Source organism: Moraxella cuniculi, assembly GCF_900637105.1.
Classification (GTDB): Bacteria; Pseudomonadota; Gammaproteobacteria; order Pseudomonadales; family Moraxellaceae; genus Moraxella; species Moraxella cuniculi.
Genome location: NZ_LR134343.1, coordinates 426324 through 449617, shown reverse-complemented (window position 1 = coordinate 449617; position 23294 = coordinate 426324). Strand labels below are relative to the sequence as shown.

Annotated in this window: 20 protein-coding genes, 2 tRNA genes, 1 rRNA gene and 1 pseudogene; 16 read left to right on the top strand and 8 right to left on the bottom strand. The window is 45.9% G+C overall.

The genetic code is table 11. The features are described from left to right. Positions 1-103 precede the first annotated feature (103 nt). Complete coding sequence (locus EL162_RS02160) at positions 104-532, top strand: helix-turn-helix domain-containing protein (RefSeq protein ID WP_126329761.1); 429 nt, start codon at positions 104-106, stop codon at positions 530-532. Between the two features lie 8 nt (positions 533-540). Next, positions 541-1380 (top strand): DUF72 domain-containing protein, encoded by an 840-nt coding sequence (locus EL162_RS02155; RefSeq protein ID WP_126329760.1) that lies wholly within the window; start codon positions 541-543, stop codon positions 1378-1380. Between the two features lie 90 nt (positions 1381-1470). Here EL162_RS02155 and EL162_RS02150 read toward each other — a convergent pair whose 3' ends face one another. The 3 genes from EL162_RS02150 to EL162_RS02140 all read right to left on the bottom strand — a co-directional run bounded on the left by EL162_RS02150 (position 1471) and on the right by EL162_RS02140 (position 4506). After that, complete coding sequence (locus tag EL162_RS02150; RefSeq protein WP_126329759.1) at positions 1471-1944, bottom strand: hypothetical protein; 474 nt, start codon at positions 1942-1944, stop codon at positions 1471-1473. 110 nt (positions 1945-2054) lie between these two features. After that, complete coding sequence (locus EL162_RS02145) at positions 2055-2285, bottom strand: YheV family putative metal-binding protein (RefSeq protein ID WP_126329758.1); 231 nt, start codon at positions 2283-2285, stop codon at positions 2055-2057. Between the two features lie 109 nt (positions 2286-2394). Then, entirely contained in the window at positions 2395-4506 is a 2112-nt protein-coding gene (locus tag EL162_RS02140) for a M3 family metallopeptidase (protein ID WP_126329756.1), read from the bottom strand. A gap of 325 nt (positions 4507-4831) precedes the next feature. Between EL162_RS02140 and EL162_RS02135 the strand changes: the two genes are divergently transcribed. The 7 genes from EL162_RS02135 to EL162_RS02105 all read left to right on the top strand — a co-directional run bounded on the left by EL162_RS02135 (position 4832) and on the right by EL162_RS02105 (position 11888). After that, a complete protein-coding gene (locus EL162_RS02135; protein WP_076554685.1) occupies positions 4832-5575 on the top strand; it encodes an endonuclease/exonuclease/phosphatase family protein in 744 nt (247 codons plus the stop codon). Between the two features lie 46 nt (positions 5576-5621). Continuing rightward, on the top strand, positions 5622-6233 hold the full coding sequence (gene rdgB / locus EL162_RS02130; RefSeq protein WP_126329754.1) for an RdgB/HAM1 family non-canonical purine NTP pyrophosphatase: 612 nt from the start codon (positions 5622-5624) through the stop codon (positions 6231-6233). A gap of 93 nt (positions 6234-6326) precedes the next feature. After that, positions 6327-8261, top strand: a complete 1935-nt coding sequence (locus tag EL162_RS02125; RefSeq protein ID WP_126329752.1) for an ABC-F family ATP-binding cassette domain-containing protein — start codon at positions 6327-6329, stop codon at positions 8259-8261. A gap of 19 nt (positions 8262-8280) precedes the next feature. Further along, positions 8281-9057 (top strand): DnaJ domain-containing protein, encoded by a 777-nt coding sequence (locus EL162_RS02120; protein ID WP_170161395.1) that lies wholly within the window; start codon positions 8281-8283, stop codon positions 9055-9057. 82 nt (positions 9058-9139) lie between these two features. After that, positions 9140-10105 carry a YheT family hydrolase gene (locus tag EL162_RS02115; RefSeq protein ID WP_126329748.1) on the top strand — a complete coding sequence of 322 codons (966 nt, stop codon included), beginning with the start codon at positions 9140-9142 and terminating at the stop codon, positions 10103-10105. A 624-nt stretch (positions 10106-10729) separates the two neighbouring features. Then, positions 10730-11545 carry a hypothetical protein gene (locus tag EL162_RS02110; protein ID WP_126329746.1) on the top strand — a complete coding sequence of 272 codons (816 nt, stop codon included), beginning with the start codon at positions 10730-10732 and terminating at the stop codon, positions 11543-11545. Then, positions 11439-11888 (top strand): MFS transporter, encoded by a 450-nt coding sequence (locus tag EL162_RS02105; protein ID WP_311195368.1) that lies wholly within the window; start codon positions 11439-11441, stop codon positions 11886-11888. The genes EL162_RS02110 and EL162_RS02105 overlap by 107 nt, the downstream gene beginning before the upstream one ends. 401 nt (positions 11889-12289) lie before the next feature. On the opposite strand, the gene dapB is transcribed toward EL162_RS02105, so the two are convergent. The 4 genes from dapB to EL162_RS02085 form a co-directional block, all read right to left on the bottom strand. After that, positions 12290-13090, bottom strand: coding sequence for a 4-hydroxy-tetrahydrodipicolinate reductase (dapB, locus tag EL162_RS02100; RefSeq protein WP_126329742.1), 801 nt, complete (start codon positions 13088-13090; stop codon positions 12290-12292). Positions 13091-13123: 33 nt separating this feature from the next. After that, on the bottom strand, positions 13124-14323 hold the full coding sequence (locus EL162_RS02095; RefSeq protein ID WP_126329740.1) for a PLP-dependent transferase: 1200 nt from the start codon (positions 14321-14323) through the stop codon (positions 13124-13126). Between the two features lie 214 nt (positions 14324-14537). Beyond that, positions 14538-15692: a molecular chaperone DnaJ gene (gene dnaJ / locus EL162_RS02090; RefSeq protein ID WP_126329738.1), complete on the bottom strand. Its 1155-nt coding sequence runs from the start codon at positions 15690-15692 to the stop codon at positions 14538-14540. 198 nt (positions 15693-15890) lie between these two features. Continuing rightward, positions 15891-16595, bottom strand: coding sequence for a pseudouridine synthase (locus tag EL162_RS02085; protein WP_126329736.1), 705 nt, complete (start codon positions 16593-16595; stop codon positions 15891-15893). A 192-nt stretch (positions 16596-16787) separates the two neighbouring features. On the opposite strand from EL162_RS02085, the gene EL162_RS02080 reads away from it, so the two are divergent. The 4 genes from EL162_RS02080 (at position 16788) to sstT (ending at position 20576) form a co-directional block, all read left to right on the top strand. Then, the gene (locus tag EL162_RS02080; protein WP_126329734.1) at positions 16788-17408 is read left to right on the top strand and encodes an IMPACT family protein; all 621 of its coding nucleotides are present in this window, start codon (positions 16788-16790) and stop codon (positions 17406-17408) included. A 349-nt stretch (positions 17409-17757) separates the two neighbouring features. After that, positions 17758-18084 (top strand): TraR/DksA family transcriptional regulator, encoded by a 327-nt coding sequence (locus EL162_RS02075; protein ID WP_126329732.1) that lies wholly within the window; start codon positions 17758-17760, stop codon positions 18082-18084. Next, a complete protein-coding gene (locus EL162_RS02070; protein ID WP_227543425.1) occupies positions 18074-19021 on the top strand; it encodes a pseudouridine synthase in 948 nt (315 codons plus the stop codon). The genes EL162_RS02075 and EL162_RS02070 overlap by 11 nt, the downstream gene beginning before the upstream one ends. 346 nt (positions 19022-19367) lie before the next feature. Beyond that, complete coding sequence (gene sstT / locus EL162_RS02065) at positions 19368-20576, top strand: serine/threonine transporter SstT (protein ID WP_126329730.1); 1209 nt, start codon at positions 19368-19370, stop codon at positions 20574-20576. A gap of 78 nt (positions 20577-20654) precedes the next feature. Here the strand turns inward: sstT and EL162_RS02060 are convergent. After that, positions 20655-20720, bottom strand: a pseudogene (locus tag EL162_RS02060) (YHYH domain-containing protein); the annotation flags it as partial. Positions 20721-21283: 563 nt separating this feature from the next. On the opposite strand from EL162_RS02060, the gene EL162_RS02055 reads away from it, so the two are divergent. From EL162_RS02055 to EL162_RS02045, 3 genes are all read left to right on the top strand, one after another. Further along, a 16S ribosomal RNA gene (locus tag EL162_RS02055) occupies positions 21284-22813 on the top strand. Between the two features lie 93 nt (positions 22814-22906). Continuing rightward, a tRNA-Ile gene (locus tag EL162_RS02050) sits at positions 22907-22983 on the top strand. A gap of 5 nt (positions 22984-22988) precedes the next feature. Next, positions 22989-23064, top strand: a tRNA-Ala gene (locus tag EL162_RS02045). Positions 23065-23294: the final 230 nt, after the last annotated feature.

Below are 23294 nucleotides of genomic sequence, written 5' to 3'. Positions count from 1 at the left end.
AGTGATCAAGGGGGTGTGGAGTTTGCAATTTTACTTAACCAGTTACAAAAGGTGGGTAAAATTACGCTTTTTGTGGTTAAATTTCACCAAATAGTAGGTATCTATGGAATACAATCAGAAAATTAGAGCATTGCGAGAAATTAATCAGTGGTCGCAAGAAGAAATGGCAGAAAAGTTACATATGTCTTTAAATGGTTACGCCAAAATTGAACGAGGGGAAACTAAACTGACATTAGATAAATTAGAGCAAATTGCCAACTTATTCAATATGGATGTGTTAGAATTTATGCAAAATGCCAATAATGGTGTTTATTTTATGATGAACGAAACCGCAGACAATAATACGGTTTATTATGGTGTCCAAGAAAACCCAGTTATTGAATTAGAAAAATTAAAGTTAGCACTGCAATTAAAAGATAATATTATTTCTCATAAAGAAGAGCTTTTAAAAACAAAGGATCTTTTATTGGAGCAAAAACAAAATGAAATTGATTCCTTAAAAGCACTTATTGCGTTATTAAAAGAAAAATAAATAGACTAATGCACACACCCCACATCCACCTCGGCACAGGCGGTTATGCTGATACAGACTTAATCGGAACGCTTTATCCGTTTGGGACGGATAAGGCGGATTTTTTGGCGGTTTATAGTCAGCACTACGACACCGTTGAGATCAACAGCACCTTTCACGCCCCGATTGGGGAGAAGGCGTTGCAAGGTATGCTCGAAAAAGCGGAAGGGCGGTTGCAATTTTCGGTGAAATTACATCAAGATTTTAGCCATAAACGCACCGCAACTGCCGAACAAGCGGTAGGATTTTTGAAAGTTTTGCACCCCTTGCGTGAACAGGGCTGTTTGGCGAATTTATTTGTGCAATTTCCCACCGAGTTTGAGCGGACAACCGCCAATCGTTACTATCTGGCGGAACTGGTTTCGTGGTTTGGCGATTTCCCCCTTGCGATTGAATTTCGCCACGCCAGTTGGCATACGCCATCGGTGTTGGACTATTTTCACGGCAAGCCAAATTTGATTTGGTGCAATGTGGATTATCCGCCCAATATCGGCTTGCCTGCCTTTCATTTCTACGCCAACCAACGCACCGCTTATTTGCGATTGCACGGACGCAACCAAAATTGGTGGCAAGCCCAATCCGCCAAAGCTCGCCACGATTATCGTTATAGTGAAGCGGAATTAAAGCAGTTGGCAACGCTCTTAAATCAACACAAAGGCGAATTTGATAGGCTTTATCTCTATTTTCAAAACACCACCCACAGCCATTCTTTTTATAATATTGAAAGCCTAAAAGGCTATTTGGTAGAATTCGGATTTAGCATAAAACCCAAACCTGAATTTTTAGTGGGGCAACAGAGTTTATTTTAGGGCGTTGTTTGTAAGGTGGTATTTACTTAACTGTCTTTTGTTGGTTAAACCGTGTAATCTAGCCAAATCCCACCGCCTGTAAAATTATCTTTATTGCTGACACCTTAAAAAAATCAGCAAAATAACGCCACATAGCATGAGCCAAGTTACACCATCTATAAGCAGCATCTTATTTTCATGATTGAGCAACAATAATTTATTTCCTGTGCGGTGGTTATGTCTTACCATTTTTATGAGCTGAAATAGCGTATAGCCAAACAGAGCTATCACCATTCCTTGTGCTGCACTGATGATGACTTGAAAATAATCAAAGTCAACTGCATAATCTGCCAGCAGTGTATGAACAATCAGTCCGATAATTAAGTAAAGTAGCGAAATGTAATCCATGTGCCAGTCTTTTATGAGGCTTGGCTTGAAAGTTACTTGACGATTTTTCCACCAATGAAAGCATAAATTACGCACAAAACGCAAACCGTCAAAAGCAATCAACATGGCTCCTATTAGGATAAAAACTTGTGCCATGCCATCAACGAATGACAAAATATTGTTAATATTGATTGACATTATCCATTGTCCAAATTGCAACATTTGTTGATATTATATCAGCCAATTTGCAATAACACCATCATCGTTATCTTGCAATCAAGAAAATTGGCAGAAGTAGCTGACGCTATTTATTTAAACTTAATAATACCAACACCATTTTGGTCGGCTGGCTGATTGATGGTGGCGATGTCCTCTTTGCTTGGTCGTCTTTCTTGGTGATTGCAGTTGATACATTCGATGTATTCATCAAAGCTGGGAATAAAGATTTGCACCTGCACAATGGTATCAGTGTGGTTACAGCTGGGGCATGAGACACCAGCAAGAAATTGTCGCTTTGGGCGAGTGGATTGATAACGCATAATAGTCAGTTGGTTATTAATAATAAAATCTTAATTTTCAGTGTTTGTTAATGCTTGGTGCGAGCCGACTGGCATGATTGATATCAGTGCCAGTCTAAGATACAAGGAATTATTCCACCAACCCACGATGTCTTAACAAAGCATCGGTTGTGGCGGCACGACCACGGAATGCCAAATAATTGTCTTTGGCGTCCCTTAGGCTGCCTTGTGCGAGAATTTCTTGTCTAAAGGCTCTGCCAGTTTTGGCATTATAAATGCCATCTTCTTCAAACTTGCCAAAAGCATCCGCCGACAGCACCTCTGCCCAGATGTACGAATAATAACCTGCAGCATAACCGCCAGCAAAAATATGGCTAAAGCCGTTGCCCATTCGCTGATAGGCAGGCGGGGTAATGACGGCAATTTCATCACGAATGGTGTTGGCGGTTTGCAAGATGTCTTGGTAGCTTAGGCTGGTGTCTGATTGCTGGCTGTGTAGCCTTAGATCAAATAAGCCAAATTCCATTTGTCGTAGGGTTTGTAAGCCTGTTTGGAAATTTTTGGCGGCGATGAGAGCGTCTTTTTTGTCCGCAGGCAGTGTCTCGCCACTGTCAATATGGCGACTGATTTTACCAATGCCAACATCTGTGATGGCAAAATTTTCCATAAACTGACTTGGCAGCTCGACAGCGTCCCATTCAACGCCATTAATGCCTGCGATGGCAGCAACATCAATCTGAGTCAAAAGATGATGTAGGGCGTGTCCAAATTCGTGGAATAGGGTATTGACCTCATCAAAGGACAATAGGCTCGGCTTGTCGCCAAGCGGTGGGGCGAAGTTGCCAACAATAAAGCACACAGGCAGACGCGTGTTACCGTCTTTGATTTGGCGTTTTTGGAAATCATCAAGCCACGCACCGCCTTGCTTGCCTGCACGAGCAAACAAGTCAAGATACACACCGCCTAAGAGCGTATCGCTGTCGTCATCATACAGGGTATAAAACAGCACATCATCATGCCATGCTGAAAAATGTGCTTTATCCGCCTGCACAAAGCGAATGCCAAACAGACTTTTGCAAATGTCAAATAAGCCATCAAGCACCACAGGCAAAGGAAAATAAGGACGCAAGGCATCGCTGCTTAGGTTGAATTTTTCTTGGCGGATTTTTTGGCTTAAATAGGCAATATCCCATGCTTGCAATTTGTCCAGCCCAAACTTTTTGGCAGCTTGTTCCAATTCGGCAAGTTCGGCGATGGCTTTTGGTTTGGCGGCAGCAGACAGTTGCAATAAAAACTGCTCAATTTCTGCACTGCTGTCAGCCATTTTGGTTGCCAATGAATACTCGCTGTAGTTGCTCATGCCAAGCAGTTCGGCTTTTTGTTTGCGTAGTGTGAGAATTTCAACCATCAAGTCAGCATTGTCAAACTCGGTGGTATCGGGGCTTTGGTCAGAGGCACGCGTATTGTAGGCGTGATATAATTGCTCTCGCAAGGCTCGGTTGTCGGCAAATTCCATCACCGCCAAGTAGCAAGGCATATCCAATGTCGCCACATAATCGCTGGGCAAGCTGGCGTTTGGGTTTTTGGCACGATAGGCATCGCCTGCCGCCTTTAATAACGCCAAGCCATTGCTGCTGATGCCTGACAGCTCATCTTGCTTTAGTGGACGGGCAAAATGATAAGTGGCGTCCATGATATTGTCGGCAAATTTGGCACAGCTGACAGACAGCTGGCTTTCGATGGCGGCAAATTTGCTTTTTTTCTCGTCATCAAGAGCCACGCCTGACAAGACAAATTCTTGCAATCCCTTATTAATCGCACGCTTTTGGGCATCATGGCGTAGCTCATCTGGCAGCTTGTCAAACTCATCATGCACCAACTGGTATAGCTGATACAGGGCGGTTGATTGGCCTGTGCGAGTACCAAAGGCGGACAATTTTGGCAATAATGCATGGTGGGCGTGGCGAATATCATCGGTGCTTGCGACACTGTTTAGGTGCGACAAAATGCCAAAATGACGCCAAATCTGAGCAGTGGCATCATCAAAGGACGAAATGATGGCAAACGCCGTAGCGACATCGGGCGTATCTTGGCGTGCTTCAATATTATCAAGCTGACAACTGGCGGCGTGCAGTGCTTGCTCGGTCAATGCCTGTAGTGTCTCTGGTGTTGCCTTGTCAAAATCAACCAAGTGCAGATTATCATTGAGTGGGCTGCCAGTTAGATTGATGGTGTCGGTCATGCGTATTCCTTGTGTTTTGTTAGATGGGCGGTGTGTACCAAATTAAACCAAATTCTATCAATAGCTAAATGCGTGCGATTTGTGATTTTGCAAGGTCTTTGAGGCTCAGCTTGTGATTTTTGGCAAAATATGCTTGCTGATGGTTGTTTGCAAGCGTTGGCTGCCTTATCTTTTGGCAATTGTGGTATAATGGCATCTGTTTGGCAGGAAGTTTTGCTGGGCGAGGTTGACAGATGACTTACCAAGCCGCCATATTTGCCAAGCAAATTAAACAACATGATTTGTCAGACAAACCAACAAAAACAACCATCAGTAACCAATCACGATGAACGCCATCACCATCACCAGTTATAATATCCACAAAGGTATGTCGCCAACCAACCGCTGGCTGCGACTCGATGGCATGAAAAACGCCCTACAGCAGCTCAATGCTGATGTGTTGTGCTTGCAAGAAGTGCAGGGGCAAAATCTTAAGCGTGCGATGAATTTTGCTGAATTTCCCGACTGTGGTCAGCATGAATGGTTTGGCGAATTTTTATCCACACAAGTCAGCTATGGTAAAAATGCCGAATATCAGCACGGTCATCATGGCAATGCGGTGTTATCGCGGCACCCACTTGACCCCAAGCACAATCTGAATATCACCGTCAATCGCCTAGAAAAACGCGGAGTGCTGCACTGCGAGGTGTATCCTGATGGCTGGCAGACGGCATTGGTGGTGCTGTGCGTGCATTTGAATTTGTTGCACCGTGATAGGCAAAAGCAGTACCAAGCGATTGCTAAGTATGTGCAGACTCTGCCCAGTGATGTGCCATTGGTGCTGGCGGGTGATTTTAATGATTGGTCAAAAAAATCCTGCCAAGCACTGTCATCACTGGGTTTAAATGAGGCATTTGTGCAGGCACACGGTGCTTATCCTGCCACTTTTCCTGCCAAGCTGCCGCTACTTAGTCTAGATCGCATTTATGTGCGTAATTTGACAGTGCAGACAGCGATGGTACACGCAGGCATACCATGGTCAAACTTATCTGACCATCTGCCCATCAGTGCAGTGGTGTCGCCGTTGTAGCCATGATTGGATTTTGCTTTTATCATTAACTTAACTAAGGATTTTTATGCAGATGCATGACCGCTGGGTGCTTGCCAGCAACAATCAAGGCAAATTGGCAGAGTTTCAGGCATTGTTTGATCGTGCCAATTTACAATTAACCATCGTCAATCAGGCGGCTTTGGGCATTGATGACGCTGTCGAAGATGGACTCAGTTTTGTAGAAAATGCCATCATCAAAGCACGCCATGCCGCCAAAGCCAGTGGGCTGCCAGCGATTGCTGATGATTCTGGATTGTGCGTGCCTGTGCTTGGCAATGCACCGGGGATTTATTCAGCTCGCTATGCAGGCGTGCATGGTGATGATGCCGCCAATAACCAAAAATTACTCGATGAGCTGTTGCCTTATCGCACAGATGTGCCGATAGAGGCATTTTTTGTGTGTGCTTTGGCATTGGCGCAGCACGCTGATGATCCGATGCCAGTTATTGCCATCGGTCGCTGGCAAGGGCAGATTTTGCCATCACCTCGTGGCGAGGGCGGCTTTGGCTATGATCCGTTATTTTTTGTGCCGACGCTGAATAAATCAGCCGCCGAATTGGATAAATCCACCAAAAATGCCATCAGCCATCGCGGTCTTGCTCTGCAAGCCTTATTGGCACAGCTTGTTCATGACTGATTATGGGTTCGGCAAAAATCGGTCTTTGTTAGATTTTTGGCTATTATCAAATGTGCTACAATGGCACAAACTGCACCTTGGTGATGATGATTCATGATAGAGTTTAAAAATGTGGCAGTGCGGCGAGAGGGTCGGCTGCTGTTTGATGGGGTGAATTTGCAATTGCACAAAGGTCAAAAAATTGGCCTGACGGGCAAAAATGGCACGGGCAAATCCACTTTGTTTGCGACCATTTTGGGGCAGCACAGCACCGATGTTGGCGAGGTGAATTTGCCGACAACTTGGCAGATTGCACACATGGCACAAGAGATTCATGCGGTGCATATGACGGCGATGGACTATGTGCTGTCTGGCGATGCCCAGTGGTGGGAGCTGGATAATCAGCTTGGTCAGCAAGCAGGCCTGAACGAAGAACAAATCGCGGTGGCATATCAGCGTTATGAAGAGATTGATGGCTATCGCACGCGTGCCAAGGCGGCAACCATCTTGGCGGGATTGGGCTTTCGTGAATCTGACCACGCCGAGCTTGTTGCTTCATTTTCTGGTGGCTGGCGAATGCGACTGAATTTGGCACGCACGCTCATGCACCGAGCCGAGGTGTTGCTGCTAGATGAGCCGACTAACCATTTGGATTTGGACGCTATTTTGTGGCTTGAGGAATGGCTATTGAAGTTTGACGGTTTGGTGCTGGTGGTGAGCCACGATCAGGCTTTTTTGGACACGGTTTGTGGTCATATTTTGCACATTGAGCAAGGCGGCATCAAGCTGTATACGGGCAACTATAGCCAATTTGTGCGTATGCGTGCTTGGCAACTTGCCGAGCAGCAACAAGCCTACCAAAAGCAACAAGCACTCAAGGAGCATTTGCAAGATTATATCCGTAGATTTCGTGCCAAGGCAACCAAAGCAAAACAAGCCCAAAGTCGCATCAAACAGCTTGACCGCATGAGCGAGCTAAGTCCTGTCATGGCTGATAGTGAGTTTTCATTTGCTTTTTATGAGCCAGAGCAGATGTCTTCACCGCTGATTTGTCTTGATAATGCCAGCATTGGCTATCAGGGCAAGCCATTATTGACAGGGGTTAATTTACAAATTACGCCTGCCAGCCGACTGGGTATTTTGGGTGCCAATGGTGCAGGCAAATCAACGCTCATCAAGGCATTGGTGGGGGAGTTGCCATTGTTATCAGGTGAGCAAAAATCCTCACAGACGCTCAAATTGGGGTATTTTAACCAGCATCAGATGGACAGTTTGGACGATGAAGCCACGCCAATGCTGCTATTGCGACGCATTGCAGCCAAGACGCCAGATGATAAATTGCGTGCATTTTTGGGCAGTTTTGATTTTCGTGGAGAGCGAATTGATACGCCAAGCAAGTTCTTTTCTGGTGGTGAACGAGCAAGGCTGATGTTGGCGTTGATTGTGTGGCAGCGACCCAATGTCTTGGTGCTAGATGAGCCGACCAACCATTTGGATTTGCAGATGCGTAATGCCTTGATGTTGGCATTGCAAAATTTTTCAGGTGCGTTGATTTTGGTGTCGCACGATCGTGATTTGGTCTTGTCGGTGTGTGATGAGTTGCTGTTGGTGGCTGATGGGCGAGCGGCTGTCTTTGAGGGAGACATGAGCGATTATAGCACGCATCTAAAAAAAGCTCGCCAAGCTCATCAAAATGCCCAAGATGCCCAGCCAGTGATAAAGCAGCAACCAACCGCTGATTTGCCACCCAAGGGTGATGGGCTAAGCAAGGAGGAGCGACGCAAAAAAAATGCCCAAATCCGTGAACAAACCGCACCATTACGCAAGCAAATCAGCACGCTTGAAGGGCAATTGACAAAGCACAGCGAGCAATTACAGACAATCGAGCATGATTTGTCAGAACCTTCGCTGTACGATGAGCCAAATAAAAAGCGTTTGCTGGAGAAGCTGGACGAGCAAAATGCACTAAAATCACAAATTGCCGCCATTGAAGAGGAGCTTTTGGTTGCGATGGACGAGCTTGAAACGCTTGAGCGTGAATTGGGCTGAATGGCTTTGGTGAATGCAGATGGACGAATCCACAGCAGATTATTATCAGATACTTGGGGTTGCTTATACCGCAGATACAGCAACCATTAAGCGTGCATATCGCCAAAAAATTTCGCAGCACCACCCCGACAGAGGTGCCGATGATGCTTGGGCAAGCAGGCTCAATATTGCTTATGCCACCTTAAAAGACGCCAATACTCGCCAAGCCTATGATGCACATCTTGCCAAAGTGCAACAGCGGCAGTGGCTAAATAGACGCTACAGTCAGTTGGCAGGGGTTGGCAAGCAGTTGCAAGGTCGCATGATGCAGACGGCACAATCGGTGATGGCGGCATGGGGTCGGTTTGAGCGTTTTTATCAGCAATTGCCGCATTTGGCTGGCAAGCAGGCGGATATTGTTTGCAGGATTGGTTTGCAAACCGCATATTTTGGTGGCAAGGTGTCTATCACCACCCAGCAACAAAGGCATGAGCAGGCAATTGAGCTGGATTTGCCAAGCGGTCTTGGAGCAGGCGAGATTGTCAAGGTGCGATATGCCGAGCAGTTGTTGCGTGTGCGGATTTGGCTGGATAATCCTTGCGTTCGGCTAAAAGGGGCTGATGTTTATTATGTGGTTTATTTAACCGCTCATCAGATGATGGAGGGTGCAAAAATCACTTTGCCAGCACCGCTTTCGCTGACTTTGATTAGCCCTGCCTGCTTGGATTGTCCTGCTGATATTGTGCTGACTGGGCGTGGGTTGCCAACAGCTGACGGCACGGGGGATTTGGTGGTGCAATTGCGTCAAGCTACATAAGTAACTACCCTTCTTGCGATGTATCATGCAGGTTGTGCTATTACAAATTATTCTTTAGAAAATATAAATAAATGAGACTGATATGGCCGAACAATTTTCACCGCCAATATGGCTTCGTAATGCACATTTACAAACCATTTTGCCACGCTATTTGGTGCGTTATACGCCCAATTATCAGCGTGTGCTGGTAAAAGATTCGCTCAATGAAAGCGATGTTGCCTATGATTATTTGTTGGCAGATGAAAAAAAAGATGCCACAGGCAGATACAGCACGCCACTGGTGGTGCTGTTTCATGGCATGGAAGGCTCAAGTCAGAGCCATTACGCACGCACGCTGGCACAATGTGTGCATGAGGTGGGTTGGCATTTTGTGGTGGTGCATTTTCGTTCTTGTGGCGGTGTGGCAGTGGCAGGTAAGGTGTTTTATAATGCAGGCGATACCGCAGAAGTGCAGCACAATTTGGCACAGCTCACCGAGCGATTTACGACAATTTATGCGATGGGCGTGTCGCTTGGCGGTAATGTTTTGGCAAAATACATGGGCGAATACGGTGCTGATGCACTTGTTCAGCGGGCGGTGGTTGTCTCTGCACCTGTGGACTTGGCGAGTGCTTCGGTGGCGATGGAAAGATTGCTCGGTCGCCGTGTTTATACCCCATATTTGCTCAACCCCATTGTCAAAAAAGCACTGGCAAATCAACTGACCGATGACGAAATCACCATGCTAAAAACCGCCAAACGCATGGCAGATTTTGATAATGCGTTCACCGCACCCAGACATGGCTATCGCTCAAAAAATGACTATTATCGCAAGGCATCTGCATTGCCTTATTTGGCAGATATTGTTAAACCAACCTTAATAATAACCGCAAAAGATGATCCATTTTTGGGGGTAACTGCCGAACCAAGCGATGTTTCGTCAAGTGTGCAGTTGCTGGATACGCGTTTTGGTGGTCATATTGGATTTTTGGATTATCGCTATCAGCAAAAGCAGTTTGATTTAACCTTTGTGCCACGCAACGCCCTAAGGTTTTTTGGTGCCGAATGAATTGCATGGTGAACTGATTAAACCTACCAGCATCATAGAGGTGATTGTTGTTATTTAAAAGTTGAAATTTTTTCTTGACATTTCTATTTTTGTTTTTATATTTGAATTGGGGAGAAATCCCTAAGATGTACATTTAATTCATATTTTAAAAGGAGTAAATTATGATTATTCGAGAGTACACCTTAAAGAACGACAACCCAGAATTTAAACATATCAAATATGCTAGAAAATAATTTGGCTTTTTGAATTTGTTTACTGCAAGTTGTTGAAGTTATGAGTTGTACATGGTTTTGTGCAGCTCATAATTAAAAGATTGTTCATATTCTCAAGGAGGAAAGATATGCAAACGATTTTTGGCAAAAAATTTGCCACAGATATATTTGGTAAGCAAGCTGCCGAACTTCAGCCAGACGATTTCTTCATTGAAGAAGATGTTATATTTTAAACCCTTTTTTCTTATAAAAATAATCTCGATGAGATTTTGCAGAGAAATATCGCTGCTATTGTATATGAAAGCCGAGTTTTAAAAATTATTGAAGAACTGTCATGTCAGCAAGAAGTCTCCTTGTATTCATGTCGTGAATACATGCCCATTTTTGCACTACTGCGTAAGTGGGGAGCGTTATGAACAATAAGCACATCATCTTGCTATTCTTATCGTTATTACTGGGTAGTTTTGGTGATGAGGCGGTGCAGATTATCTTTGCCTTGCAGCTGGGTGATGCCGAGCGAGTATATCTGACCTCTGCACTGCTACTACTGGGTATGCTTGGTGGTCTGTGTGCCAATGTTATCTATAGCAGGCTTGCGGCACGCTTTTCGGCACGCCAGCTGATTTTATTTGCCCTGTTTGCTCAGGCAGTATTGGTGATGGTTGCCGCTACCACCGCTTTACCAGCGGTATATTTGACAGTGTCGCTTATGCTGGGTTTTTTGGGTGGCTTGCTGTGGTCGGCGGTGTTGATTTTAATCCCTGTGATGAGTACTGATGATAAGCCGCTGGAGCAAATCAATAAATACGCCCACAGTATCCGCAACATGGGCTTTATGGCAGGTCCGATGTTGGGTGGTACTTTTAGTTATTTGTTTGATGTAGGACGGGCTTTGTTGTGGGTGGCAGTGGCAACTTCGTTGTCAGGCATGGTCATTTGGCTTGCCATGTGTGGTTTGGCACGCCTTCCAAGACCTGATAGCACCCCTGCGATCAACGGATTGAAATCCATTGGCTTGTTGCTGCAAAATAAGCAGATATTGACCGCCATTGCCCCCACTGAGCGTTACGGTGGCGTGTACCTCGGCACTATCGGTACTACTGATTGTATATCTGACCGATGTGGTACAACTAAATGGTGTGGAGTACGGTATATTTTCATCGGCGATCAGTCTTGCTTTGGCACTTTGTCCACTGATATTGGTACCAATTCTGACAAAGATGGGTGAGGCGGCGGCTGCTTGTTTGTCAGCTGTGATGATCGGTGTGTCGCTTTTATTACTTGGCATAACTGAGCAGTTTTATATGTTGGTGGTATTTGGGGTGATGATGGGGGCGTTTAATGGTACACAAAACACCGTCATGTCTGCTTTTATGCTCAAAAATATCGCCGCTGTTAATCGTGATAACTATATGCCTGCGTATGTGCTGATTTTGCAGATGTGCGTTGTCATTGGCTTTTTGATTTCTATGCTGGTTAAAAGTACACAATTCACCACAGCATTTTTTGGCTTGGGCGGTTTGACTGTAGTGGCAGGTGTGCTGGGGTTTTGGGTGAATTGGCAGCGGTAAGCATAGGGCACCAGCCAAGCATAAATTTCCGTAAGAGGGTTTATTTAACTGTAGCTACTAACTGTGTGAATGTTGGAGCTATTTTGTTTGACCATTTGCCACCGCCTTAAATTTGCAAAAATTTTCAAGCTGTAATTTGATAACTGCCCAAACTTGATCTATCAGAGTTGATTTTGGCAAACAAGTGGCGACAGCATTTTTAGACTTCATGCCGAGCGAGCGGTACTATGCACCTAGGCTGATTTGATGGTGATTGTGTTGCTGTGCGTTGTGGTTGTGAATTATAAATTTAAGATTTGCTGGGATAGGGTGATTGAGCTGTGGTTTGGCTAAATGCCACGCTGTGATTGCGATAACAATGGAAAAATGCCTACCGCCATCAGCAGTAGGCATGGCGGTGCTTAAGATTTTAGCCCCAGAACATCTTGCATATCATACAGACCAGCAGGTTGCTTGGCTGCCCATAAAGCGGCACGCACCGCCCCTGTGGCAAAGGTGGCACGACTTTGGGCTTTGTGCGTGATTTCGATAATCTCACCAGCGGTAATAAACTGCACGGTATGCTCACCGATAATCTCACCGCCACGCACTGCATGAATGCCAATTTCGCCAGCAACTCGTTTGGCGGCTCCTGAGCGACCATGGTTGATGACGGTATTTGGCTGCTGACCTCGTGTGGTAGCAATGGCATTTGCCATCATTAATGCCGTGCCAGAGGGAGCGTCAATCTTATGCTTGTGGTGATGTTCGATGATTTCAACATCGGCATCGAGCCCCAGCACACGAGCAGTGGTTGCAAGCAGGTTCAGCGATAGATTTACCCCTGTTGAGTAGTTGCCAGCATAGACGATGGCGATATGCTTGGCAGCTTCTGTCAGTTTGGTTTCTTGGTCTTGGCTTAAGCCTGTTACCCCCATCACCAGCGGTATGCGGTGCGTGATACATTGTGATAGCACTTCATCAAGTGCTTCAGGTAGGCTAAAGTCAATCAGTGCATCAACCTTGGCGACATCAAGCGGTGCAAGAGCGACACCGATACGCTCACCACCAATAAATTCCCCAGCGTCTGCACCGATTAGGCTAGAAATGCTGCGTACATACGCACCACCAAGTGTGGTATCAGGATTGTCTAAAGTGGCCTCAATCAGCATACGCCCCATGCGACCCGATGCTCCCATGATGCCTAGTTTTAATGGATTCATACTTGCTCCTTTTGGCTAGATGAGATGATTATATCAAGGTTGTGCCGCTTTTTCATCATAATTTAGCACCAGTAGTGCAGCGGCAATATCTGCTGTCAAATCATCAATATGCTCAAGCCCAACGCTAAATCGCACCACATAATCGCCCTGCAAATGCGTCTGTGGCAGGCTGCGAATTTTTTTAATATCATACAGCATCACAAGACTTGTCGCACCACCCCAGCTAAAACCCAGTTGAAACAAACGCAACGCATCACAAAAACGACAAACATCCGCCCAGCGATAGCGTTTGTCAAATACCACACTTACAAGCCCTGATGACAAGCCGTTGGGGCAAAGTTTTTGCCAAGCGTCATGCCCAGCACTGTCTGGATTGGCAGGGTGTAGCACTTGGCTGAATTGTGGTTGATTTTTTAGCCAGTGCATCAGCTGTTGAGCGGTGGCGGACTGTTGTTGATAACGCAACTGCAAACTGGGCAGACTGCGATAAATGCGTGCACAATCATCACCAGAGACACTAAGCCCCAAGACAGAATGTGTTTGCAAGAGTCGCTGATGTAGTTTGTTATCACGGCTGACAATGCTGCCCATCAGTACATCGCCACCGCCACTTGGGTATTTGGTGAGTGCATGCACCGAAATATCTACCGCCAGCGTATCGATAGCAAAAGGACAAAACGCCACCGCCGCACCCCAAGTATTATCCAGTGCCACCCAAGCACCATGCTGATGAGCCTTGTGAATAAATGCAGGCAAATTGGGAAACTCAAGGGTAATTGAGCCTGCTGCCTCAAGCCACAATAATTTGCACGCCTTTGATGGCATAAAACTGTCAATATCTTGTGGTTGATAGATTTTTATGCTGATACCATAGCTTGACTGTAGTTGTTGCAAGTGAGCCAAATTGGGCGAGTAAGCATTGTCTGGTATCCAGACCTCATCGCCTGTTGTCAATAAAGCGGTATTGACCAAACTTATCGCAGACAGACCGCTGGGGGTCAATAGGCAGTGCTGACCGCCTTCTAGCCGTGCGATTTGATCGGCGAGCAAATAAGTGGTTGGCGTGCCGTGCGTGCCATAGCTGTAGTCATAGCGATCTGTCCAGTGGCGATTAAATAACGCCTTGGTGCTATCAAAGATGATGGTTGAGGCGTGATACACGGGCGGTTGCATGGTGTTAATATCCATCGGAGCGGCTTTTGGGTCGTGGATAAGGGCGGTTTGTTCGTGCATGGTATTGTTGTTATATCTACTTGTGGTTTTGGTTTGTTTACAAAATAATGCTTATGCGATTATCATAATCTCTTGCCTTGGCTGTGTCAAACTTGTTTTGGGCTGGTGCGATTGAGCCATTGCCAGTGCGTGCGGTCTTGTTATGTGGTTTTGCAAAATATTCCACCAAAGCATTAAGACAACAAAAAGCCCCAACTATGGGGCTTTTGTGGTATCAATCAAACAGGTCTTTTAGGTCGTCTTTGACTTTGTCAAAAAAGCCTTTTTTCTTGGCTTCGCTGCTGCTGTTGTTACTGCCCAAGGTTGCTTGTAGCTGCTTGAGTAGTTCTTTTTGTTCATTGTTAAGATTGACAGGCGTTTGGACGATGATTCGGCAAATCAAATCACCCTGCATTCGTCCCTGCACAGTGGTTACGCCCTTGCCACGCACCCGCAACATTTTGCCTGATTGCGTTCCCTCGGCGATTTTGATTTTGATTTTCCCGTCCAAAGTGGGAATTTCGATTTCATCGCCCAAAGCTGCCGATACCATAGAAACAGGGACTTCCATGTGCAAGTCAGCACCATTACGCGTAAAGATATCGTGTGGTTTGACACGCACCTCGACAAACAAATCGCCGCTTGGTGAGCCATTTTCGCCAGCCTCACCCTTGCCTGCCAGACGCACGCGGTCGCCGTCATCAACACCAGCAGGAATGCTAATCTCCAGCGTTTGTTGCTCTTGTTTTTTGCCGACACCATGGCAATCTGGGCAAGGGGTTTTGATTTGTTTGCCTGTGCCTTGACAGTCAGGACAGGTTTGTTGCATGACAAAGAACCCTTGTTGCATACGCACCTGACCTTGACCATGACAGCTGCCACAGGTAACGATGTCGCTATCTTTGGCTGCACCTTTGCCATGACAGCTGCCACAGGCAACCGAAGTTTGGTAAGTGATTTGTTTTTTGCAACCTTTGACAGCTTCCTCAAGGGTTAGGCTGATGTTATACAGTAGGTTCGCTCCTTGCCGTGCTTGACGGCGTGAGCTGCCACCGCCAAAGCCGCCACCAAATGCCTGACCAAATAGGTCGCCAAAAATATCATTAAAATCGCCACCGCCAAAGCCACCAAAACCACCACCGCCAAAGCCGCCTGCACCCATGCCTTGTTCATAGGCGGCGTGTCCGACACGGTCATAAGTGGCTCGTTTTTCAGGATCGCTAAGCGTTTCGTAGGCTTTGGTGGCCTCTTTGAGCTTTTCTTCGGCTTCAGGATTGTCTGGGTTGCGGTCTGGGTGATATTTCATTGCCAATTTGCGAAAGGCTTTTTTGATTTCTTTTTCGTCCGCACTGCGACTGACACCCAGCGTGCTATAAAAATCATTGCTCATTTGTCATACTCATTATCAAAAAATTATAAAAAATAAAAATATCGCTCAATATGGTGCCAATTGAGCGATTTATCAAGTCAAAATAACAAATCTTGCCAGCTTTTGCTGATTTTGCCAAATTTTTATGGTCTAGGGCTAAGATTTTGCCAACTTATCAAGCGTTTCACATGAAACCTTAAAAGTGTAGCGAGAAATTTATCAAAATTGAGCAATTTCATCGGCACGCAAAAAACGGCATTCGCCCATTTGCAATCCGTCAAGCGTGATGGTGCCAATGCTGGCACGGTGCAGGGCGACAACTTTGTTGCCAAAATATGCCATCATGCGTTTGACTTGGTGGTATTTGCCTTCGGTTAGTGTCAGCACGGCGTGCGTTTCATCAACAAATGACAGTTCCGCAGGGCGGGTTTTTTCGGTTTCTGATTCAAGCAAGATGCCATTTGCCACCTGCTTGATAGCGACGGCTTGGGCTTGACTGTCCATCGGGTCGGCAAGTGTGATTTCGTAGCGTTTGGGCTGATGGCTTTTTGGGCTGGTAACACGGTGAAGCCACGCACCATCGTCAGACAGTAGCAATGCTCCTGTGGTGTCTACATCGAGCCTGCCTGCGATACGCAAATTTGCCACCTCAGGTACGGCAATTAAATTGGTAACAATCGGATATTCTTTGGGTTTTAGGGTGCATTCAAAGCCATCAGGCTTGTACAACAAAATATATCGATTGCCATCAGCGACCGATAATGGTTCGCCCGCCCACAGCACCTCATCGCAGGTGGTGTCAATATGATGGCTGCCATCTTTGATGATGGTGTTGTTTACTGTAATTTCGCCAGCGTGTAGCACTTTTTTGGCATCTTTACGAGATAATTCGGTGGCTTTGCTTAAAAATTTATCCAATCGCATGGTTTTTCTCAATAAGACAATCAAAGCATGAGTTTAGCATATTTTGCCATTGTCTGCTTGATTTGTGGTGATAATCAAGCTAAGAGTGCCTGTGGGTGGTCTGAATTGCCCAAAGATTGGCAAATTTGGGCAAAAAATTGTATAAATTACCAAAATGTGGGACAATGGCATTTTGTCATCAAAGAGTGTGTTGTGAGCTATCAGACGCTAAGTTTGCCCTGCACGGCGACTTATGAAATCAAAAAAAGTGAGTTTTTGGCTTTTGCTTATCCGATACAGACACGAGAGCAGCTGTTGGCGTGGGTGCAGCACTTAAGGCAGCAGTACCCTGATGCACGCCATCATTGCTATGGTTATATCATCGGCGATCCGCACAACACCACCAGTGCAGGGTTTGATGATGATGGTGAGCCAAATGGTACAGCAGGTCGGCCGATTTTAAGCGTGCTACAGCACAAGGCGATTGGCAATTGTCTGATTGTGGTTGTGCGGTATTTTGGTGGCATTAAATTGGGTGCTGGCGGGCTGACGCGTGCTTATGCGACAGCGGCACAGATGGTGGTTGATCAGATGGTGCTAAGCCAGTTCGTGCCACAGACGACACTGCGTATTAAGACCAGTTTTGCTCACGAGGCACAGTTGCGGTATTTGGTCTTGGCGGCAGGTGGCGAGATGTTGCAGGTTGATTATGCACTTGATGTCTGTGCGACAGTTAGGCTGGATGCAGCACGGCTCAAGGAATTTGTCGCAAGCCTAGGGGTATACGGACAGCTATTAGACAGTCAGCAGGATTGCTTGATAGACCTGCAATAAAAAACCACAAGCTCATCACTTGTGGTTTTGTGCAATACTTTGCGGCTCCCTAATGTGCTTCCATACACCGACAGCAAATCCTCCGTGTGGCATCGTTGCCATTTCCTGTGCTGATGGTGCTATTATGCCAAATTGCCATGACAAAACACAGTGGCAAATTTCGCCAATTTTTGTAAGAAATTTCTTACAAACCTACCAAAATGGTCAATTGTGGCGTGCGGTCTTGCGTTTTTTGATAAATTCATGAATAATTGACACAAGGCAAGGAATGATTTGCCTTAACAATTAAGCGATGGAGAATTGGGCAACAAATCTTGCCAGAGAAAACCGCCGCCAATAAGGAGATATCATGACACAATTGCATCAGTATGAGCAGGCATTACAAACGCTTAAACAAGAGTACCAAGCACGCATTGACAAAATCAGCGACCACATCAGCCACCCCCAAGATCAGCTACAGCGACACTGGGACGATCAGGCAGTGGCTGCCAGTCGTGATGAGATGCGTAAGGCTCTCTTGATTGAGGCGGAGCAAGGTTTGGCACAGGTCAATGCAGCATTGCGGCGTATTGAGCTGGACGAGTACGGCATCTGCGTGGAATGTGCAGAAAAAATTGACGACAATCGCCTAAAGGCTGTGCCATATACCGCCTATTGTATCGCTCATGCCAAGTAGCCAGCAGGCAGATGGCTTGATGCGACAAGGCATATCGCCAAGCAAGTTATATTTGCCAAAACTTGCCCAAACCGTGCCGACCATTTTTGCCTATTTGTGCCAAAAATTCCCCCACATCACCCCTGATGAATGGCGTGGTCGCTTTGAGCAAGGCTTGGTGCTGCACGAAGGCAAGGTGCTGACGCAGGACAGTCCTTATCAGCATGGCTTGACCATTTCTTATTATCGGCAGCTGGCGTGTGAGACGATTGTGCCATTTGCTCATCGGATTATTTGTGAAAATGACGAACTGCTGGTGGTGGATAAGCCGCATTTTTTGACGGTGGCACCAGCAGGGCGTTATGTGCAACAAACGCTTTTGACACGGCTAAAGGCACAAACGGGCAATGCCAATATCTCACCTGTGCATCGTTTGGACAGGGAGACGGCAGGCGTGATTTTGTTTGCCAAAACGCCAAAGGCTCGCACGACATATCAGAAATTATTCGCCAATCATGCAATAGACAAATGCTATCATGCCATCGCTCCTGCTAGCGAGCAGCACCATTTTCCTTTATCGCTTGCGTTGCCACTTGAGCGTGGTGAGCCGTTTTATACCATGAAAGTGGGACAGGGCGAACCAAATACACATACGCTGATTGAGCCATTGCAAATAAGCCGTGATGGCAAGTGGTGCAAATATCAACTGCGACCCACCACAGGCAAGCTGCATCAGTTGCGTGTGCATATGAATTATCTGGGTCTTGCCATCTGCCATGACAGTTTTTATCCTGTGGTTCGCCACCGAGCCGATGATGATTTTAGCAAGCCCTTGCAGCTGCTTGCCAAGCGATTGTCATTTGTTGATCCGATAACAGGTGAGATGATGCGTTTTGAGTCAGAATTTGAGCTGGATTTGGAAAATTTTTCTTCTGATAAATCAGCAGATGGATTGTAAGTATCAGATAAATATCACAAAAATTATTTGCCACTGTATGATGACAGCGATTGACTTTTGATAAGATTATGGGCAAATTTTGGGCGATGTGCTTGCCAAGCCAACAAATTCTGACTTTATGACAAAAAAATGGTATATTAACGCAGACTCAACATGAGTTACAAAAACAATAAGAGATAAATGCAAGTTGTCAGGCGTGTTATTTTGTTGCAAAGCCAAAGTTGAAGCCAGTTTATCAGCCAATCGCTGTGTTGGTGGCATTTGTACAATGTTGCAATGGGCTTGTTGGTTGAAACCATCAGTCCAGCTTAGATCAGCTTTGCTCGTATGAAACTTAGGAGTAATTATGCGTTCTATTGCGAATGCCTATATGCGTTTGGGATTGGTGCCGATGATTATTGCGGCATTAATACTTGGCACGATAATTGGTGCATTGACACCCGAGCTGGGATTGTCGCTTGGCATCTTAGGTTCGGTATTTGTCGGTGCATTAAAGGCGGTAGCCCCTATATTGGTATTTGTGCTGGTCTTGGCGGCAGTGTCAGGTCAGCAAGTTGGTGCTGATACACGCATCAAGCCGATTTTATTATTGTATCTGGTTGGCACATTTGCAGCAGCCTTGGTGGCGGTTGGGGCAAGTTTTATGTTCCCAGTGGAGCTTGTGCTAAATGTTTCGGCAGCCGAGCAATCCGCCCCTCAGAGCTTAAAAGAAGTATTAACCAATCTGGTGATGAATTTGGTTGCCAATCCTGTTTCATCGCTTGCCAATGCCAATTATATGGGTATTTTAACTTGGGCAGTGCTAATTGGCTTGGCATTACGCTCTGTTGGTGATACCACGCGTCAAGTGGTGTCGGATTTGGGCGTGGCGATTACCAGCGTGGTGAAGTGGATTATTGCACTGGCTCCATTTGGTATTCTTGGTTTGGTTGCGTCTACCGTTGCCGAGACAGGACTTGAGGCATTGATGAGCTATGCCAGATTGCTGGGCGTGCTGGTTGGGTCGATGCTGTTTATTGCCTTGGTGGTCAATCCACTGATTGTCGCTGCCATCACCCGCAAAAATCCGTATCCGCTGGTGCTAACTTGCTTGCGAGAGTCTGGCGTTACGGCATTTTTTACTCGCTCATCGGCGGCAAACATTCCTGTGAATATGAACCTTGCTCGCAAACTGGGCTTGTCAGAAGAAACCTATTCGGTCAGTATTCCTTTGGGGGCGACCATCAATATGGCAGGAGCGGCAATCACCATTAATGTGCTAACTTTGGCAGCGGCACACACGCTGGGCATTGAGGTGAGTTTTGGGGCGGCGTTATTGCTTGCGATTGTTGGCAGTGTGTCAGCTTGTGGTGCTTCTGGTGTCGCTGGCGGCTCGCTACTGTTGATTCCTGTGGCGTGTAGCTTGTTTAATATCCCAAATGATATCGCCATGCAAGTGGTTGCTATCGGCTTTATTATTGGCGTTGTGCAAGACTCTGCCGAAACGGCACTGAATTCATCTACCGATGTGTTATTTACGGCAGCCGCTGACCCCAAGTTTGCTTATCGCGGTTAGGCTTAGCTGTATCAAGGCTTAGACTTTGACCGAAGTATTGATGCAAAACCCAAGCAGATGCTTGGGTTTTTATTTGGTTTAATGGCAGTGATAAACACCTGTTTTGCTGTTGGTATGACAACCAAAAGAATCTTCTCCACCGCTACTTGCTACAGGTAAGTAGCCGCAGTTTTATGATGCCAATTAACGATATGTAAGCAAGCGTTTATGAGAGATTTGTATAATTTGGTTTGCATAAAATACTGCCAAAAAATTTTTTAAAAACAAACCCCCTAAAATCAACAACTTACAAACTTTATTCCCAATCCCCCAAAAAACCCCTTTACAACATGAATTCTGGTGCGTATAATACGCACCACTCAAGCAAGCCAAGTAATAAAAAACTTGAGCTAAATCAATCACTTAGGTTGATTTGCTGGGTTAAAAAGTTTAAATAAAAATTTTTAATTTAAATCTTTAAAACCCCTTGACAAACAATTAAAAGCGTATATAATACGCAACTCATTGAACAACTGGACGACAGTGTTCAACAACTATTTAAAATCCAAACTAAAGAACAACTTGTGTGGATTTTTGTCAATACAAGATACTTAAATAAATTAAAAAATAAATCATTTATTTATTATCTCGACAAAAAATCTCAAAGTTAATTCATTTACACGATGAGCAAATTTTGCTAGTAATATCTAAATGAGCTTTAAAAGATTAAACTGAAGAGTTTGATCATGGCTCAGATTGAACGCTGGCGGCAGGCTTAACACATGCAAGTCGAACGAAGTTAGGGAGCTTGCTCCTGATACTTAGTGGCGGACGGGTGAGTAATGCTTAGGAATCTGCCTAGTAGTGGGGGATAACTATCCGAAAGGATAGCTAATACCGCATACGACCTACGGGTGAAAGGGGGCGTAAGCTCTCGCTATTAGATGAGCCTAAGTCGGATTAGCTAGTTGGTGGGGTAAAGGCCTACCAAGGCGACGATCTGTAGCTGGTCTGAGAGGATGATCAGCCACACTGGGACTGAGACACGGCCCAGACTCCTACGGGAGGCAGCAGTGGGGAATATTGGACAATGGGCGAAAGCCTGATCCAGCCATGCCGCGTGTGTGAAGAAGGCCTTTTGGTTGTAAAGCACTTTAAGTGGGGAGGAAAAGCTAATAGCTAATACCTATTAGCCCTGACGTTACCCACAGAATAAGCACCGGCTAACTCTGTGCCAGCAGCCGCGGTAATACAGAGGGTGCAAGCGTTAATCGGAATTACTGGGCGTAAAGCGCGCGTAGGTGGTTACTTAAGTCAGATGTGAAAGCCCCGGGCTTAACCTGGGAACTGCATCTGATACTGGGTAACTAGAGTAGGTGAGAGGGAAGTAGAATTCCAGGTGTAGCGGTGAAATGCGTAGAGATCTGGAGGAATACCGATGGCGAAGGCAGCTTCCTGGCATCATACTGACACTGAGGTGCGAAAGCGTGGGTAGCAAACAGGATTAGATACCCTGGTAGTCCACGCCGTAAACGATGTCTACCAGTCGTTGGGTCTCTTGAAGACTTAGTGACGCAGTTAACGCAATAAGTAGACCGCCTGGGGAGTACGGCCGCAAGGTTAAAACTCAAATGAATTGACGGGGGCCCGCACAAGCGGTGGAGCATGTGGTTTAATTCGATGCAACGCGAAGAACCTTACCTGGTCTTGACATACACAGAATTCGCTAGAGATAGCTTAGTGCCTTCGGGAACTGTGATACAGGTGCTGCATGGCTGTCGTCAGCTCGTGTCGTGAGATGTTGGGTTAAGTCCCGCAACGAGCGCAACCCTTTTCCTTAGTTACCAGCGATTTAAGTCGGGAACTCTAAGGATACTGCCAGTGACAAACTGGAGGAAGGCGGGGACGACGTCAAGTCATCATGGCCCTTACGACCAGGGCTACACACGTGCTACAATGGTTGGTACAAAGGGTTGCTACACAGCGATGTGATGCTAATCTCAAAAAGCCAATCGTAGTCCGGATTGGAGTCTGCAACTCGACTCCATGAAGTCGGAATCGCTAGTAATCGCAGATCAGAATGCTGCGGTGAATACGTTCCCGGGCCTTGTACACACCGCCCGTCACACCATGGGAGTTGATCTCACCAGAAGTGGTTAGCCTAACGCAAGAGGGCGATCACCACGGTGGGGTCGATGACTGGGGTGAAGTCGTAACAAGGTAGCCGTAGGGGAACCTGCGGCTGGATCACCTCCTTAACGAAGTTATCTGATTGGCAAGAATTCACAACAAGTTGTTCTTTAGTTGAATAAAAGTTAGAAGGTTGCAAAAGCAATTTTTTAACGGCTTTCGGGTCTATAGCTCAGTTGGTTAGAGCACCGTGTTGATAACGCGGGGGTCATAAGTTCAAGTCTTATTAGACCCACCATTTATGGGGTTATAGCTCAGTTGGTAGAGCGCCTGCCTTGCACGCAGGAGGTCAGGAGTTCGACTCTCCTTAACTCCACCATTAATTAGAAATAAGCAATCTTTTAGAAGATTTCTTCTTTCTACTTAATGTAGAAACTATCTATAAACTGACGAAGTTTATAACATTATTTAACAACATGTAATGAGTCTGGGTTAATTATTTATTCCAACAAATAATTAACCAGTATTGAGCAATCAATACAAAGTAAAGAGAACTGAATCAAGCGTAAACATAGGTGAATCGTTACACATTACCCATACGACAACAAA